This window comes from Pseudomonas sp. 29 (assembly GCF_002754355.1).
GTDB classification, from domain to species: domain Bacteria; phylum Pseudomonadota; class Gammaproteobacteria; order Pseudomonadales; family Pseudomonadaceae; genus Aquipseudomonas; species Aquipseudomonas neuropathica.
This window is the reverse complement of the sequence record NZ_PEEY01000001.1, coordinates 3,378,539-3,393,296: the sequence shown is the minus strand read 5'-3', so window position 1 is coordinate 3,393,296 and position 14,758 is coordinate 3,378,539. Positions and strand designations below refer to the sequence as shown.

The 14,758-nt window shown below is 62.3% G+C and carries 15 protein-coding genes; all 15 read left to right on the top strand.

Translation table 11 applies throughout. The annotated features are described in order from the left end of the window. Nucleotides 1-8 precede the first annotated feature (8 nt). The 15 genes from CLU80_RS15780 to CLU80_RS15710 all read left to right on the top strand — a co-directional run bounded on the left by CLU80_RS15780 (nt 9) and on the right by CLU80_RS15710 (nt 14,694). Nucleotides 9-743, top strand: a complete 735-nt coding sequence (locus tag CLU80_RS15780; protein ID WP_099757794.1) for a glycosyltransferase family 2 protein — start codon at nt 9-11, stop codon at nt 741-743. Beyond that, nucleotides 740-1,687: a lysophospholipid acyltransferase family protein gene (locus tag CLU80_RS15775; protein ID WP_099757793.1), complete on the top strand. Its 948-nt coding sequence runs from the start codon at nt 740-742 to the stop codon at nt 1,685-1,687. Before CLU80_RS15780 ends, CLU80_RS15775 begins: the two co-directional genes overlap by 4 nt. Then, a complete protein-coding gene (locus CLU80_RS15770) occupies nt 1,668-3,212 on the top strand; it encodes an HAL/PAL/TAL family ammonia-lyase (protein WP_099757792.1) in 1,545 nt (514 codons plus the stop codon). The genes CLU80_RS15775 and CLU80_RS15770 overlap by 20 nt, the downstream gene beginning before the upstream one ends. Continuing rightward, the gene (locus CLU80_RS15765) at nt 3,205-3,630 is read left to right on the top strand and encodes an acyl-CoA thioesterase (RefSeq protein ID WP_095047227.1); all 426 of its coding nucleotides are present in this window, start codon (nt 3,205-3,207) and stop codon (nt 3,628-3,630) included. Before CLU80_RS15770 ends, CLU80_RS15765 begins: the two co-directional genes overlap by 8 nt. Beyond that, entirely contained in the window at nt 3,627-4,229 is a 603-nt protein-coding gene (locus CLU80_RS15760) for an outer membrane lipoprotein carrier protein LolA (RefSeq protein WP_099757791.1), read from the top strand. Before CLU80_RS15765 ends, CLU80_RS15760 begins: the two co-directional genes overlap by 4 nt. Continuing rightward, nucleotides 4,213-6,552 (top strand): MMPL family transporter, encoded by a 2,340-nt coding sequence (locus CLU80_RS15755; RefSeq protein ID WP_099757790.1) that lies wholly within the window; start codon nt 4,213-4,215, stop codon nt 6,550-6,552. Before CLU80_RS15760 ends, CLU80_RS15755 begins: the two co-directional genes overlap by 17 nt. Beyond that, entirely contained in the window at nt 6,549-7,712 is a 1,164-nt protein-coding gene (locus tag CLU80_RS15750; RefSeq protein WP_099757789.1) for a cation:proton antiporter, read from the top strand. Before CLU80_RS15755 ends, CLU80_RS15750 begins: the two co-directional genes overlap by 4 nt. Further along, nucleotides 7,699-8,946 carry an NAD(P)/FAD-dependent oxidoreductase gene (locus CLU80_RS15745; RefSeq protein ID WP_093430094.1) on the top strand — a complete coding sequence of 416 codons (1,248 nt, stop codon included), beginning with the start codon at nt 7,699-7,701 and terminating at the stop codon, nt 8,944-8,946. Before CLU80_RS15750 ends, CLU80_RS15745 begins: the two co-directional genes overlap by 14 nt. Continuing rightward, nucleotides 8,943-9,668 carry a class I SAM-dependent methyltransferase gene (locus CLU80_RS15740; protein ID WP_099757788.1) on the top strand — a complete coding sequence of 242 codons (726 nt, stop codon included), beginning with the start codon at nt 8,943-8,945 and terminating at the stop codon, nt 9,666-9,668. The genes CLU80_RS15745 and CLU80_RS15740 overlap by 4 nt, the downstream gene beginning before the upstream one ends. Nucleotides 9,669-9,796: 128 nt before the next feature. Beyond that, nucleotides 9,797-10,264 (top strand): hypothetical protein, encoded by a 468-nt coding sequence (locus CLU80_RS15735; RefSeq protein WP_427120007.1) that lies wholly within the window; start codon nt 9,797-9,799, stop codon nt 10,262-10,264. Then, nucleotides 10,261-11,457: a beta-ketoacyl-[acyl-carrier-protein] synthase family protein gene (locus tag CLU80_RS15730; protein ID WP_099757787.1), complete on the top strand. Its 1,197-nt coding sequence runs from the start codon at nt 10,261-10,263 to the stop codon at nt 11,455-11,457. The genes CLU80_RS15735 and CLU80_RS15730 overlap by 4 nt, the downstream gene beginning before the upstream one ends. Further along, entirely contained in the window at nt 11,454-11,918 is a 465-nt protein-coding gene (locus CLU80_RS15725) for a hotdog family protein (RefSeq protein ID WP_099757786.1), read from the top strand. Before CLU80_RS15730 ends, CLU80_RS15725 begins: the two co-directional genes overlap by 4 nt. After that, a complete protein-coding gene (gene fabG, locus CLU80_RS15720; RefSeq protein WP_099757785.1) occupies nt 11,911-12,639 on the top strand; it encodes a 3-oxoacyl-ACP reductase FabG in 729 nt (242 codons plus the stop codon). The genes CLU80_RS15725 and fabG overlap by 8 nt, the downstream gene beginning before the upstream one ends. After that, nucleotides 12,639-13,865 (top strand): beta-ketoacyl-ACP synthase, encoded by a 1,227-nt coding sequence (locus tag CLU80_RS15715; RefSeq protein ID WP_093430089.1) that lies wholly within the window; start codon nt 12,639-12,641, stop codon nt 13,863-13,865. Before fabG ends, CLU80_RS15715 begins: the two co-directional genes overlap by 1 nt. Nucleotides 13,866-13,890: 25 nt before the next feature. Next, a complete protein-coding gene (locus tag CLU80_RS15710) occupies nt 13,891-14,694 on the top strand; it encodes a hypothetical protein (RefSeq protein WP_093430088.1) in 804 nt (267 codons plus the stop codon). Nucleotides 14,695-14,758: the final 64 nt, after the last annotated feature.

Below are 14,758 nucleotides of genomic sequence, written 5' to 3'. Positions count from 1 at the left end.
GAAAACGTATGCATAATCCTTGTGCCGTGATCCCGGTTTATAACCATGAAACTGCGATCGGCACCGTGGTCGAGGCTCTGCTCGCGCAAGGACTGCCGTGCATTCTGGTGGACGACGCCAGCAGCCCGTCCTGCGCGAAAGTGCTCGACGCACTGGCCGAGCGCGACAACGTGCATCTGGTACGCCTGACCGCGAATCAGGGCAAGGGCGGCGCGGTGATGACCGGTTTGCGCGAAGCCTCGTTATTGGGTTTCAGCCATGCGCTGCAGGTCGATGCCGACGGCCAGCACGACTTGCACGATGTGGAGCGTTTTGTCGCCGAGTCCCGCGCTCATCCCGAGGCGATGATCTGCGGTTATCCGCTGTTCGACGAAAGCGTGCCGAAAGGTCGTTTGTACGCGCGCTACCTGACCCACGTGATGGTCTGGATCAACACGCTGTCGCTGCAGATCCGCGATTCAATGTGTGGTTTCCGCGTCTATCCGCTGGCCCCGACGCTGGCGGTGATCGATTCGGCGAAAGTCGGCAAGCGCATGGATTTCGACTCGGACATTCTCGTGCGCCTGTCGTGGCGCAATCAGCCGATGCGCTGGCTGCAAACCAGCGTGCATTATCCGCTGGACGGTGTGTCGCACTTCCGTCTGTTCCATGACAACGCACTGATTTCCAGCATGCACACACGGCTGTTTCTCGGCATGTTGCTGCGCTTCCCGGTGATCCTCTGGCGGCGGTGGCGAACATGACCGGCGAAGCCGACAAAAAGCACTGGGCTGACCGCGAAGAGCGCGGCAGCTTCCTGCTGATGAAATTCACCGCGTTCGCCGCCAAGGTCCTGGGCCGACGCCTGCTCAGCCCGTTGCTGTACGGCATCGTCCTGTACTTCTTCCTGTTTGGCCGCACCGCGCGACACAGCGCCTGGCAATACCAGCAACGCCTGGCCGCATGGAGTCAGCGCGACGTGTTGCGCCCGACGCATTGGCGGGTGTTCGGCCAGTTCATGGCATTCGCCGATTCGATGCTCGACAAGCTCGACGTGTGGAACGGCAAACTGCGTATCGAACAAATCGAAATCATCGACCCGGCCCTGCTGCGCAATCAGTTGCGAGGCATTCGCGGACAACTGCTGGTCGGCGCGCACCTGGGCAATCTGGAAGTCTGTCGCGCACTGGCGGAGATCGGCGAAAAGGTCACCATGAACGTGCTGGTACACACCAAGCACGCCGAGCAATTCAACCGTTTGCTGGGCGAGGCCGGGGCGACCAATCTGCGCCTGATTCAGGTCAGCGAACTCGACCCGGTGATCATGCTGCAACTGCACGAACGCCTGGAGCGCGGTGAGTGGCTGGCGATTGCCGGCGACCGCGTGCCGCTGCATGGCGGGCGCAGTGTGACCGTCGATTTCCTCGGCCATCCGGCGCCGTTCCCGCAAGGGCCGTGGCTGCTCGCCGGCCTGCTCAAATGCCCGGTCAACCTGTTGATGTGCCTCAAGCAACCGGACGGCCACTATCGCCTGACTCTCGAGCCCTTCGCCGATGCCGTGGTGTGGAAGCGCAGCGAGCGCGAGCAGGTCATTCATCAGTGGGCCACCCGCTATGCGCAGCGCCTGAGTCACTATTGCCTCGAAGCGCCGCAACAATGGTTCAACTTTTACCCTTTCTGGAAGACCGATGACGACGCCAACCCATGAGCCGGTAACCTTCGGCGAACGCCCTTTGCGCATCGAAGACGTGCTGGCCCTGGCCAACCGTCAGGCGCCCGTGCAATTGCAGAGCGACGCCGACTATCGCGAGCGCATCGCCAAGGGCGCGCGGTTCCTCGATTCGCTGCTGGACAAGGAAGGCGTGATCTACGGCGTGACCACCGGTTACGGCGATTCCTGCGTGGTCGCGGTGCCGCTGCATCACGTAGAGGCCCTGCCGCGTCACCTCTACACCTTCCACGGTTGCGGGCTGGGTAACCTGCTCGACGCGCAAGCCACCCGCGCGGTGTTGGCGGCGCGTTTGCAGTCGTTGTGCCATGGCGTCTCCGGGGTGCGCGTGGAGTTGCTGGAGCGTCTGCACGCGTTCCTCGAATACGACATCCTGCCGCTGATCCCTGAAGAAGGCTCGGTCGGCGCCAGCGGTGATCTGACGCCGCTGTCCTACGTCGCTGCAACGCTGTCCGGTGAACGTGAAGTAATGTTCCGTAGCGAACGTCGCCAGTCTGCCGATGTGCATCGTGAACTCGGCTGGACACCGCTGGTACTGCGCCCGAAAGAAGCGCTGGCGCTGATGAACGGCACCGCCGTAATGACCGGTCTCGCCTGCCTCGCTTTCGCCCGTGCCGACTATCTGTTGCAACTGGCCACGCGCATCACCGCGTTTAACGTGGTCGCGCTGCAAGGCAATCCGGAGCACTTCGACGAACGTCTGTTCGCCGCCAAACCACATCCAGGGCAAATGCAGGTCGCCGCGTGGCTGCGCAAGGATCTGGCGATCGACGCGCCGACCGCGCCGCTGCATCGCCTGCAGGATCGCTACTCGCTGCGCTGCGCCCCGCACGTGCTCGGCGTATTGGCCGATAGCCTGAACTGGCTGCGTTCATTCATCGAAACCGAACTGAACAGCGCCAACGACAACCCGATCATCGACGCCGAAGCCGAGCGTGTGCTGCACGGTGGGCACTTCTACGGCGGCCACATCGCGTTCGCCATGGACAGCCTGAAAAACCTGGTGGCCAACGTCGCCGATCTGCTCGATCGGCAACTCGCCTTGCTGGTGGATGAGCGTTACAACCACGGTCTGCCGAGCAACCTCTCCGGTGCTCCGGCGGATCGCGCCATGATCAATCATGGCTTCAAAGCCGTGCAGATCGGCACCAGCGCCTGGACCGCCGAAGCATTGAAAAACACCATGCCGGCCAGCGTGTTCTCGCGTTCCACCGAGTGCCACAACCAGGACAAAGTCAGCATGGGCACCATCGCCGCCCGCGATGCGATCCGTGTGCTGGAGCTGACCGAACAAGTCGCCGCCGCCACCCTGCTCGCCGCCAACCAAGGCGTGTGGCTGCGCGCTCAGGCCGAAGACGCGCGACCGTTGCCGCCATCGCTGGCGGCGATGCACGTAGAACTGGCCAAGGATTTCCCGCCGGTGATCGAAGACCGCGCCCTGGAAGGCGAGCTGCGTCTGTGCCTGCAACGCATCGCCGCTCAACACTGGAGGCTGCATGCGTAGCGCCGGAGTGCTTCACGCCGACACGGAAATCCTCGTACCGTTTTTCGACGTCGACACCATGCACGTCGTCTGGCACGGCCATTACGTCAAATACCTCGAAGTGGCGCGTTGCGCGCTGCTCGACAAGATCGGCCACAACTACACGCACATGGTCGAGGCCGGTTATGCCTGGCCGATCATCGACCTGCAACTGCGCTACGTGCGTGGCGCGGTGTTCGGTCAGCGCCTGAATGTGCGCGCCAGTCTGGTCGAATGGGAAAACCGTCTGAAGATCAATTACCTGATCACCGACCTGCACAGCGGCGAACGCCTGACTCGCGCCAGCTCGGTGCAAGTGGCAGTGGAAGTCAGCAGCCGCGAGATGCAACTGGCTTCGCCGAAGGTCTTCACCGATGCCGTGGAAAGGATGCTGCGATGAATGCTTTTGTTAAAGGCTTGAGTGTACTGGCGCTACTGGTGATGTCCTCTCTGGCCAACGCCTTCGACCTGCAACAACTGAGCGAGCAACTGGCGAAACCGGACGTGATCCACGGTCAGTTCATTCAGGAAAAACACCTGCGTGCATTACCGCAGCCGCTGATCAGCAAGGGCAGTTTTGTTCTGGCGAAAAACCACGGCCTGCTCTGGCTGCTGAAGACCCCGCTGCAACAGGACTACCGCATCACCGCCAAGGGCATCGCCCGGCGTGACGGCAACGGCTGGCAACTGCTGCCGAACAAGAGCGCCGGGGCCGAGCAGAACCGCTTGTTCCTCGCCGTGCTGCAAGGCGACAGCAGTGGCCTGCAGCGCGATTTCGAACTGGCCCTGAGCGGCGATGCACAGCAGTGGAAACTCACGCTGACCCCGCGCTCGCTGCTGCTCAAGCAAGTGTTCAACCAGATCAATATCGACGGCGGCACGCTGGTGCAAACCATCGAACTGCTGGAAACCCAGGGCGACAGCACCGTGCTGCGCATGCAGGACAGCACCGCCGGGCAACCGTTGAACGACGCGGAGCAACATGACTTTGCCGAGTGAACGCAGGCTGCCCTGGCTGTTTCTGATTCTGCTGCTGGCGGTCGTCGCTCTGGCCGGTTGGCAGTGGCGTGACGGTGCGCCATTGTCGGCGAACCTGATGGAACTGGTGCCCGGCACCCACCCCGACGCCCTCGAACAGCGCGCCGAGCAGCGCATGCAGGAACCGCTCAACCGCGAAATGCTGGTGCTGGTCGGCCACGCCGACCGCCAGCTAGCGGTGGCCATGGCGCAGACGCTGGGCGAGCAATGGCAGGCCAGCGGGTTGTTCGAAAAGGTGCAGTGGAACCTGCAAGCAGACCTGCCAGCGCTGCGCACACAACTGCTGCAAGGGCGACTGGCGATGCTCTCGGCGGATGACCGGCAACTGCTGATCGAACACCCAGACGCATTCATTCAACAACGCGTGCAGGCCCTGTTCGATCCGTTCAGCGGTTTCAGTCTGGTGCCGAGTCAGGATGACTGGCTGGGCCTGACCGGGCGCATTCAGAACAGCCAGCCGCAGCACGGTTCGGTGCAACTGGACATCGGCAGCGGCGCGTTGATTGCCGATGCGGACGGCAAGAGCTGGGTGCTGCTGCGTGCACGCACCACCGGCAATGCTTTCGACATGGACCTGCCGCTGCAAGTCGCGGCATTGCTGCAAGCCAGCCGCGAGCAGGCGGCGAAATCCGACGTGCAATTGCTGGCCGCCAGCGGCTTGCTCTACGCGGCCAATGGTCAGCAGCAAGCCACGCGCGAAATGACCTGGGTCGGTGGTGGTGCGACGGTCGGCATTCTCTTGCTGCTGTTGCTCGCTTTCCGCCGCTGGCGCGTGTTGCTGGCGTTCGTGCCGGTGCTGGTCGGCATGTTGTTCGGTGCGGTGGCGTGTGTGGCGCTGTTCGGCCACATGCATGTGATGACGCTGGTGCTCGGCTCCAGCCTGATCGGCGTGGCCGTGGATTATCCGCTGCACTATTTGTCGAAGAGTTGGAGCCTGAAGCCTTGGCGCAGTTGGCCGGCGTTGCGTTTGACGCTGTCCGGGCTGACCCTGAGCCTGATCACCAGCGCCATCGGTTATCTGGCACTGGCGTGGACGCCGTTCCCGGCGTTGACGCAAATCGCAGTGTTCTCCGCCGCTGGCTTGCTCGGCGCCTATTTGTCGGCGGTGTGCCTGTTGCCGGCGTTGCTGAAAAACGTCGAACTACGCCCCGCGCAATGGCCGCTGCATCTGGCCGAGCGCATGGTCAACCTGCGCGAAAAACTCCTCGAACGCGTACGCACGCCGGTGTTGCTGGCACTACTGATCGCCTTCTGTGTGGGCGGTCTGGTGCAGCTGCAAAGCAAGAATGACATCCGCCAATGGGTCGGCGCACCACAACATCTGACCGACGAAGCGCAGGCCATCGCGCGCATCACCGGCTATCAGCCGACCAGCCAGTTTTTCCTCGTGCGCGCCGACAATCAGCAGCAATTGCTCGAGCGTCAGGCCGCGCTGAGCGAGCGTCTGGAGCAACTGGTCAACCTCGACAAGCTGCAAGGCTATCTGGCCCTCGATCGACTGGTCAGCCCACCGAACCAGCAAGAACAGGTACGTCAGGCACTGAACAAACTGCCGCAATACTGGCAGCCACTGCTCGACCTCGGCGTACCGCTCGCCGCGCTGCAAACCGAACTACAGCAATTGCAGGCCGTGCCCGCCGAAGACATCGACGCGGCACTGGCCGGTCCCCTTGGTGAGCCTTATCGCACGCTCTGGCTTGGCCCCAGCGAAGACGGCGTAGCGGCAATGACCAGTCTGCAAGGCCTGAACAACCCGGCACTGTTGCGCGTGCAGGCGCTGGATTTGCCGGGGGTGACGCTGGTCGATCGCCTCGGTGAGTTGAATGAAGTCTTTGCGGCGACGCAAATCAGCGCCGCAGAACTGAAACTCGCCTCCTGCGCACTGATCGTGCTGGTGCTGATGCTGCCCTTTGGTCTCGGCGGCGCGCTGCGCATTGTCGCCCTGCCTCTGCTCGCTGCACTGTGCAGCCTGGCCAGCCTTGGCTGGCTTGGTCAGCCGCTGACCCTGTTTAGCCTGTTCGGCTTGCTGCTAGTGACGGCGATCAGCGTTGATTACGCGATTCTCATGCGTGAACAAGTCGGCGGCGCGGCGGTGAGCCTGCTCGGCACCCTGCTGGCGGCTGTGACGACGTGGCTGTCGTTCGGTTTGCTGGCGGTTTCCAGCACGCCGGCGGTGAGCAACTTCGGTCTGTCGGTGAGCCTCGGTCTGGCGTTCAGCTTCATGCTCGCACCGTGGGCGGGGCGTCACGAACACACCGCGACAGTCGTGGAGCCGGCAGCATGATGGTCGTCGCCTTCTGGTTCATGGCCCTGGCGTTGTTCGCCGTGGCCACTCGCATCGGGCGCCACTTCGGTCTGATTCCGATTGTCAGTCAGTTGCTGCTGGCGAGCTTCGGCTTGCCGCTGCTGATGTACTTCTGGATCGAGCCGGGCTGGCAGCTCAGTGGCGCGCAACTGATTGCGCCTGACTGGCTGAAAAACCTCTACAGCCTGAGTTTTGCCCTGCTGCTCGGGCATATCCTCAGTGATGTGATCGATCTGAAACTCGATCGCCAGAGCGTGAAAATCGCCGTGCCGAGTTTCCTCGTGCCGTTTGCCTGTGGCCTGGCCGCTGCCTATTGGCTGCTGCCGACGCAACCGTGGCTCAACTCGCTGGCCATCGGTCTGGTGTTCGCGATCACCGCGATCCCGGTGCTGTACCTGTATCTGCGCCACATCGATTATCCGCCCACCGCCACTCGCCGGTTGGTGCAGACCGCGATCCTCATCGATCTGACCTGCTGGACGCTGTTCGGCCTCGCCCAGGGCAGTCTGCATCTGAGCAGTCTGCTGCTGCCGCTGGCTCTCGCCCTGGTGCCGTTGCTGTTGCATCTGTTGCGTGCGCGTCGACCGCTGACCTACAGCCTCGGCTTCTTTGCGCTGTTGGTGATGGCCGAGCACTACAAACTCAACGCGCTGATCTTCGGCATCGGCTACCTGCTATGCATGGCCGCGCTGAAAGTGCCGCTGGTACTGCCATTGCCGGCGCGCTGGATGAGCCGTTTGCAGACGTGGCTGGCGATCCCGCTGATTCTGACGTTCGGCATCGTCCGGATCGACGTGCACAGTGCGCTCTCCAGCCTTGGTCCGCTGCAATGGGCGGCGCTGCTGCTGTTGCCGATTGCCAGTAAACTGCTCGGCAACTGGCTCGGCCTCGGCTGGGCCGGCGCCTCGTTCGAAGGCGCCAGCCGCTGGCGCGAAAGTGTGCTGCTGAATATTCGCGGCCTGAGCGAAATCGTCTTTCTCAATCTGCTCTTGCAACAACAGCTCATCACCCCGGCGCTGTACTTCGCGCTGATGCTGATGGGCCTGATCGCGACGCTGCTACCGGCCCTGATCGGCCTGCATCGCGCGCCATTGAATCTGCAACATCCTTTGCCCCGGAGCTCACGTGCCAATCGTTGAAATGGAATCCCGTCAGGTCGTGATCATCGGCGCCGGTCCGTCCGGCGCCATCGCCGCCGCGCTGCTCAAGCGCAAGGGCCACGATGTACTGGTGATCGAGCGCCAGCACTTTCCGCGCTTTTCGATCGGTGAAAGCCTGCTCAGCCATTGTCTGGATTTCGTCGAAGAAGCCGGCATGCTCGACGCCGTCAATGCCGCCGGATTCCAGCGCAAGACCGGCGCCGCATTCGCCTGGGGCGAGCGTTACAGCGCCTTCGATTTCGGTGACACCTTTACCGGCGGCAAACCGACCACGTTTCAGGTGCAGCGCGCCGATTTTGACAAACTGCTGGCTGATCAGGCGGCGCTGCAAGGCGCGGAAATCCGCTACGGTGACGCCATCGTCAGCGTCGATTTCGAGCGGACGAAACCGCAGCTGAATGTACGTCGCGAGGACGGCGGCGACTATCGCGTCGAAGCGGATTTCGTCCTTGATGCCAGCGGCTACGGTCGTGTGCTGTCGCGACTGCTGGATCTGGAAGCGCCGTCGAACTTCCCGGTGCGCCAAGCGGTGTTCACCCACGTCGAAGATCACATCGACAACCCGGCGTTCGACCGCGAGAAAATCCTCGTCACCACCCATCCAGAGCATCGCGATGTCTGGTTCTGGACGATCCCGTTCAGTAATGGACGCTGCTCGGTGGGCGTGGTCGCCGCCGAGGAACATTTCAAGGGTCGCGACAGCGATCTGGATGCCTGTCTGCGCAGCTTCATCGCCGAAACCCCGAGCCTCGCCGGCGTTCTGAACAATGCTGTGTGGGACACCCCTGCACGCACGCTCGGCGGTTACGCCGCCAACGTGAAAACCCTGCACGGGCCGGGCTTTGCCTTGCTCGGCAACGCGGCAGAATTTCTCGACCCGGTGTTCTCCTCCGGCGTGACCATCGCCATGCGCTCGGCGAGCATGGCCGCAGCGGTGCTGCACCGTCAGTTGCAAGGTGAAACGGTCGACTGGCAAGGCGAATTTGCCGAGCCACTCAAGCGCGGCGTCGACACCTTTCGCTGCTACGTCGAGGGCTGGTACGCCGGCACCTTTCAGGACGTGATTTTTTATGAAGACAGTCAGGCGGAAATCCGTCGGATGATCTGTTCGATCCTCGCCGGCTACGCCTGGGATGAGCGCAACCCGTTCGTCAGCGAAGCGCGTCGCCGCTTGAAGATGATTTCCGAACTCTGTGCAAAGGACGCCACATGAACTACTTGAGCGACAGCTACGTCGAGGAAACCCGCTTCGGTTTCTGGTTCCTGCGCAGCCACACCTGGCAGCACCACGTCTTGCGCGTGGCGATCAATGATTTGCGTGGTTTGTTTAGTGACGCTCTGCCGGAAAGCCCGGTGCTGCTGGATGCTGGTTGCGGACAGGGCAAGTCGTTCGCTCATCTGCGCCAGACCTTTGCGCCACAGCGCCTGATCGGCGTTGATGCCGACCCGCACAGCCTTGAATTGAGCGGCGCAGAAGCGGCGCGTCTGGATCTGGAGGTGGAACTGATCGGCAGTGACTGCGCGACGCTCAATGTGGCGGACGCCAGTGTTGATCTGCTGTTCTGTCATCAGACTTTCCATCATCTGGTCGAGCAGGAAAAAGCCCTCGCCGAGTTTTATCGAGTGCTGAAACCGGGTGGCTATCTGCTGTTCGCCGAGTCCACCGAGGCTTACATTGATACGTGGGTGATCCGCTGGCTGTTCCGTCATCCGATGCACGTGCAAAAGAGTGCGGCGCAGTATCTGCAGATGATTCGCGGGCAGGGTTTCGAATTTGGCGAGGGCAATGTTTCCTACCCGTATTTGTGGTGGAGCCGGTCGAAAGATTTTGGCTTGCTGGAACGGTTCGGGTTGCGCAAACCGAAACCGTTTGGTGAGCGAGAAGAGACGTTGGTCAACGTTGTCGCGCGTAAACCGCTGGCAGAGGTTTCCTGATGTACACAAATCCTTGTAGGAGTGAGCCTGCTCGCGATAGCGGTGGGTCAGCCAACCTGTATGTTGAATGTGCGACCGCTATCGCGAGCAGGCTCACTCCTACAGTGACCGCTGTGTTGCGACTGGTGATGGTCGGCGCAATATTTCTGTTAAGTGCCTGCGCCAGCCAGGCGCCGTTGCCTGCGGGCAATCCAACACTCCCGCTGCCTCTGCAACTGCACATCGAACGCCAAAAAGCCGAACAACGCCAGGACTGGCTGCTGGTGATCCAGCGCGAAGGCCCGGGTATCCGCTGGTCGATGATGGACCCGCTGGGCATTCCCCAAGCGCGGCAGCAACTGATCGACGGCCACTGGCAGGCCGATGGGCTGCTGCCACCGAACCCAGAAGCCCGAGAGCTGTTTGCCGCGCTGTTGTTCGCCCTGACCCCGTCGGGCGAGCTGCTGCGCAATTACCCCGCCGCACTGCAACAGGGCCAGCAACGCGCCCTGCCGGCGCGCTGGGATATCCGTTATTCACAACCGTTGAGCTTCGAATTGAACCTGCCTCAAGGCCCGCACTACCGCGTTTCTCCGTTGGGTGAACCGACGCCATGACCGCTTACCTGAATGCCCTCGGCGTGATCTGCGCGCTGGGCCGCGACAAACAAGCCGTCGCGCGCAACCTGTTCGCCGGCGACTGCTCGGGCATGCGCCGCGAGTCCGGCTGGGTGGCGGAGCGTGAGTTGCCCGTCGCGGCCGTCCAGGGCGAACTGGCGCCGATCCCGGCAGAACTCGCCGATCAGCGCAGCCGCAACAATCAGCTGTTGCTGGAAGCGGCGTTGCAGATTCGCGATGACATCGATCAAGCGATCCAGACCTTCGGCCGTGAGCGCATCGGGGTGGTCCTCGGCACCAGCACTTCGGGCATCGACGAGGCCAGTCGAGGTCTGGCGCACTACATCCGCGAGCAGCAGTTCCCGGCGGAATACGATTATCGTCAACAGGAACTCGGCGCCCCGGCCAACTTCCTCGCCGACTGGCTGCAACTGAGCGGCCCGGCCTATGTGATTTCCACCGCTTGCACTTCCAGCGCCCGTGCCTTGATGAGCGCTCAGCGTTTGCTCGATCTGGGCCTGTGCGACGCGGTGCTGTGTGGCGGCGTCGACAGCCTGTGCAAACTGACCCTCAACGGTTTCTCGTCACTTGAAGCGATGTCCGACGAGCGCTGCAATCCGTTCTCGGCCAACCGCAGCGGCATCAATATCGGCGAAGCGGCGGTGCTGTTTGTCATGAGCAAACAACAGGGCAAAGGCCCAGCCATTGCCTTGCTCGGCGCCGGCGCCAGCTCCGACGCCCATCATATTTCTGCCCCTGAACCGACCGGGCGCGGCGCCCTGCAAGCGATGCAGAAAGCCTTGAGCCGCGCTCATCTGCAAGCAGCGCAGATCAACTACCTGAACCTGCACGGCACCGCTACCCAACACAACGACGCCATGGAAAGCCTGGCGGTTGCCGCGCTGTTCCCCGCAGGCGTGGCGTGTTCATCGACCAAGCCGATGACCGGCCACACCCTTGGCGCGGCCGGTGCGCTGGAAGCAGCGTTTTGCTGGTTGAGCCTGAGCACCGACAACACCGACCACGCCTTGCCGCCACACGTCTGGGACGCTCAGCCCGATCCTGCGCTGCCACCGCTGAAGTGGGTGACCGCGAGCGAGCGCCTGACGTCCATTGCACCCCGCTACCTGATGAGCAACTCGTTTGCCTTCGGCGGCAACAACGTCAGCCTGATTATCGGAGACGCCCCATGATCCCCTGGCCGCTCGCCGAACTGCTGCCCCATGCGGGCGACATGATTCTGATCGACAGCATCACAAGTTTTGACGATGAGCAGATCTACACCCGTCTCACGGTCCAGCCTGATGGCCTGTTCAACCTGCCCGACGGCAGCCTGCCGGCCTGGGTCGGCATCGAACTGATGGCGCAGAGCGTCGCCGCATTTGCCGGTTGCCACGCGCGGCAGAAAGGCAATCCGGTGGAGCTGGGCTTTCTGCTCGGTACGCGCAAGTTCGAGTGCAACGTCGAAGCGTTTCCCGCCGGCAGCGAACTGACCATCCATGGTCTGCGTTCGCTGGAAGATGACAACGGCATGGGCGTCTTCGAATGCCATATCAACGGCGCCGGCATTCACGCCAGCGCACGCCTGAACGTGTTCCGTCCGCCTCAGGTCAATCAATATCTGCAACAGACACAGGAGTCGAACCATGACTGAATCCGTACTGGTCACCGGCTCCAGCCGTGGCATCGGCCGCGCCATTGCCTTGCGCCTCGCAAAGGCCGGGTACGACATCGTCCTGCACTGCCGCAGCGGCGTAGCCGAAGCGCAAGGCGTTCACGCAGAAATCGAAGCACTGGGGCGCAAGGCGCGCATCCTGCAATTCGACGTTGCCGATCGCGAAACCTGCAAAACCATTCTGGAAGCCGACGTCGAAAGCCACGGCGCCTATTACGGCGTGGTGTTGAATGCCGGGCTGACCCGCGATGGCGCATTTCCAGCTCTGAGTGACGACGATTGGGACGTGGTGTTGCGCACTAACCTTGACGGTTTCTACAACGTCCTGCACCCGGTGATGATGCCGATGATCCGCCGCCGTGCCGCTGGTCGCATTGTCTGCATCACCTCGGTGTCGGGGCTGATCGGCAACCGTGGCCAGGTCAACTACAGCGCCTCTAAGGCCGGCGTGATCGGCGCGGCAAAGGCGTTGGCGATCGAGCTGGGCAAGCGCAAAATCACCGTTAACTGCGTCGCACCGGGCCTGATCGACACGGCGATGCTGGATGAAAACGTGCCGGTGGAAGAGTTGATGAAGATGATCCCCGCGCAACGCATGGGCACCCCGGAAGAGGTGGCCAGTGCGGTGAATTTCCTGATGTCGGCGGAAGCCTCGTACATCACCCGCCAGGTGCTGGCGGTCAACGGAGGCTTGTGCTGATGAAGCGCGTCGTCGTCACCGGCATGGCCGGCATCACCTCGCTGGGCAGCGACTGGCAGACCATCGCCGGCAACTTTGCGGCCAATCGCAGCGGCATCCGCCGGATGGACGAGTGGGATCGTTTCAGCGAACTCAACACGCGCCTGGCCGGGCCGATCGATGACTTTGCAGTGCCTGCGCACTGGACGCGCAAGCAACTGCGCAGCATGGGCCGGGTGTCGCGGCTGGCGGTCGGCGCAGCAGAAAAAGCCCTGGCTGACGCCGGTTTGCTCGGTGACGAATCGATCAAGGACGGCAGAATGGGCGTGGCTTGCGGTTCGTCCACCGGCAGCACCGACGAGATCAAAGCGTTCGGCAACATGCTGCTCAACTCTGTCGCCGAAGGCCTCAACGCCAACTCCTACGTGCGGATGATGCCGCACACCACGGCGGCGAATATCAGCATATTCTTCGGCCTGACCGGTCGTTTGATCCCGACGTCCAGCGCCTGCACCAGCGGCAGCCAGGGCATCGGTTACGCCTACGAGGCGATCAAGTTCGGCCGCCTGCCGTTGATGCTCGCCGGTGGCGCCGAAGAGTTGTGCCCGACCGAAGCCATGGTCTTCGACGCGCTCTACGCCACCAGCCTGAAAAACGATGCGCCGCAGACCAGTCCACGCCCGTACGACAAGGGCCGCGATGGCTTGGTGATCGGTGAAGGCGGCGGCATGCTGGTGCTTGAAGAGCTGGAACATGCTCTGGCGCGCGGTGCGCATATCCACGCCGAGATCGTCGGTTTCGGCAGTAACGCCGACGGCCAGCACACCACACGCCCGGAACAAGTGACCATGCGCCGTGCCATGGAACTGGCGCTGGAAGACGCCGGCCTGACGCCGGAGGCCATCGGTTATGTAAATGGCCACGGCACCGCTACAGAACAGGGCGACATTGCCGAAACACTGGCAACCAGCAGTTTGTTCGGTGAACGCATGCCGATCAGTTCGCAGAAGAGTTTCCTCGGCCACACCCTCGGCGCCTGCGGCGCGCTGGAGTCGTGGTTCAGCATCGAGATGATGAACCGCGACCTGTACGTGCACACGTTCAACCTCGACGAGGTCGATCCGCACTGCGGCAAACTCGATTACCTGCGCGGCGAATTCCGCCAGATGCATCACGACTACGTGATGAACAACAATTTCGCTTTTGGTGGCGTCAACACCTCGTTGATTTTCCGCCGCTGGCACTGACCGCACCACGTTTGGAGTGAAGGGAATGACTCAGTTTCACCGCATCGCCGCTCTGTTGGCACTGGCTTTTGTGCTCGGCGGTTGCACCAGCAAACCGGTTTACAACGCCAAGGAAGAGTTCTCGCCCAACCTCGGCTTCACCCAGCAACAGATGAGCCGCGCCATCGTCACTGCGCTGAACGATCGCCAGTGGGTCGTGCAATCGGTACGTCCGGGCATGATCAAAGCGGCGATCACCGTACGCGGTCGCCATCACGCCGAAGTCGATATTCCGTTCACCCCGACTTCGTTCGAAATCGACTACCGCAGCAGCTACGGCCTCGATGCCAAGGACGGCAAGATCCACGGCAACTACAACCGCTGGGTCAATCGCCTGCGCGACAACGTGCTCAAAGAGCTGTCGATCAACCCGGACATCGAAGCCGTCAACAGCTTGGGCATCATCAAACAGGGCGCCGACGAGCCGACTTACCTGAGCTTTCGCGAAGGCGTCAAACGCGCCACCGACGCCGGCCTGCTCGACGGCAGCGTGAAGTTCTACCTGGCCGGCGAAACGCTGCCCAAGCAAGTGCGCAAACTCGACACCGTGAGCAGCAGCCGCAAGACCAACGGCTCGAACAAATCCGACGAAGACGCCTGCTTCTGGGCCCTGCAATCGGCCTTGGCCACCCTGCAGAACGCCGCAAAAAAAGCTGACGCCAACGCGGTGATCAACATCGCCAGCGTCGACCAGCGCGACCTGTACAAGGACACCGAAAAATTCCAGTGCCGTGCCGGGCTGGTGGTGTCGAGCGTGGCGTTGCGCGGAGATTTGGCGCACGTGGATTGATGGGATTGTAGAAACGACAAAGGGCGCCATTCGGCGCCCTTTCACAAACAGGTTGGCTTGTCAT

What these genes read in the sequence shown, in the direction of transcription:
- CLU80_RS15760 (WP_099757791.1), top strand. Translation starts at nt 3,627, where the DNA reads ATGAATGCTTTTGTTAAAGGCTTGAGTGTACTGGCGCTACTGGTGATG.
- CLU80_RS15740 (WP_099757788.1), top strand. Translation starts at nt 8,943, where the DNA reads ATGAACTACTTGAGCGACAGCTACGTCGAGGAAACCCGCTTCGGTTTC.
- CLU80_RS15780 (WP_099757794.1), top strand. Translation starts at nt 9, where the DNA reads ATGCATAATCCTTGTGCCGTGATCCCGGTTTATAACCATGAAACTGCG.
- CLU80_RS15735 (WP_427120007.1), top strand. Translation starts at nt 9,797, where the DNA reads ATGGTCGGCGCAATATTTCTGTTAAGTGCCTGCGCCAGCCAGGCGCCG.
- CLU80_RS15775 (WP_099757793.1), top strand. Translation starts at nt 740, where the DNA reads ATGACCGGCGAAGCCGACAAAAAGCACTGGGCTGACCGCGAAGAGCGC.
- CLU80_RS15725 (WP_099757786.1), top strand. Translation starts at nt 11,454, where the DNA reads ATGATCCCCTGGCCGCTCGCCGAACTGCTGCCCCATGCGGGCGACATG.
- CLU80_RS15730 (WP_099757787.1), top strand. Translation starts at nt 10,261, where the DNA reads ATGACCGCTTACCTGAATGCCCTCGGCGTGATCTGCGCGCTGGGCCGC.
- CLU80_RS15715 (WP_093430089.1), top strand. Translation starts at nt 12,639, where the DNA reads ATGAAGCGCGTCGTCGTCACCGGCATGGCCGGCATCACCTCGCTGGGC.
- CLU80_RS15765 (WP_095047227.1), top strand. Translation starts at nt 3,205, where the DNA reads ATGCGTAGCGCCGGAGTGCTTCACGCCGACACGGAAATCCTCGTACCG.
- CLU80_RS15710 (WP_093430088.1), top strand. Translation starts at nt 13,891, where the DNA reads ATGACTCAGTTTCACCGCATCGCCGCTCTGTTGGCACTGGCTTTTGTG.
- CLU80_RS15770 (WP_099757792.1), top strand. Translation starts at nt 1,668, where the DNA reads ATGACGACGCCAACCCATGAGCCGGTAACCTTCGGCGAACGCCCTTTG.
- CLU80_RS15755 (WP_099757790.1), top strand. Translation starts at nt 4,213, where the DNA reads ATGACTTTGCCGAGTGAACGCAGGCTGCCCTGGCTGTTTCTGATTCTG.
- fabG (WP_099757785.1), top strand. Translation starts at nt 11,911, where the DNA reads ATGACTGAATCCGTACTGGTCACCGGCTCCAGCCGTGGCATCGGCCGC.
- CLU80_RS15750 (WP_099757789.1), top strand. Translation starts at nt 6,549, where the DNA reads ATGATGGTCGTCGCCTTCTGGTTCATGGCCCTGGCGTTGTTCGCCGTG.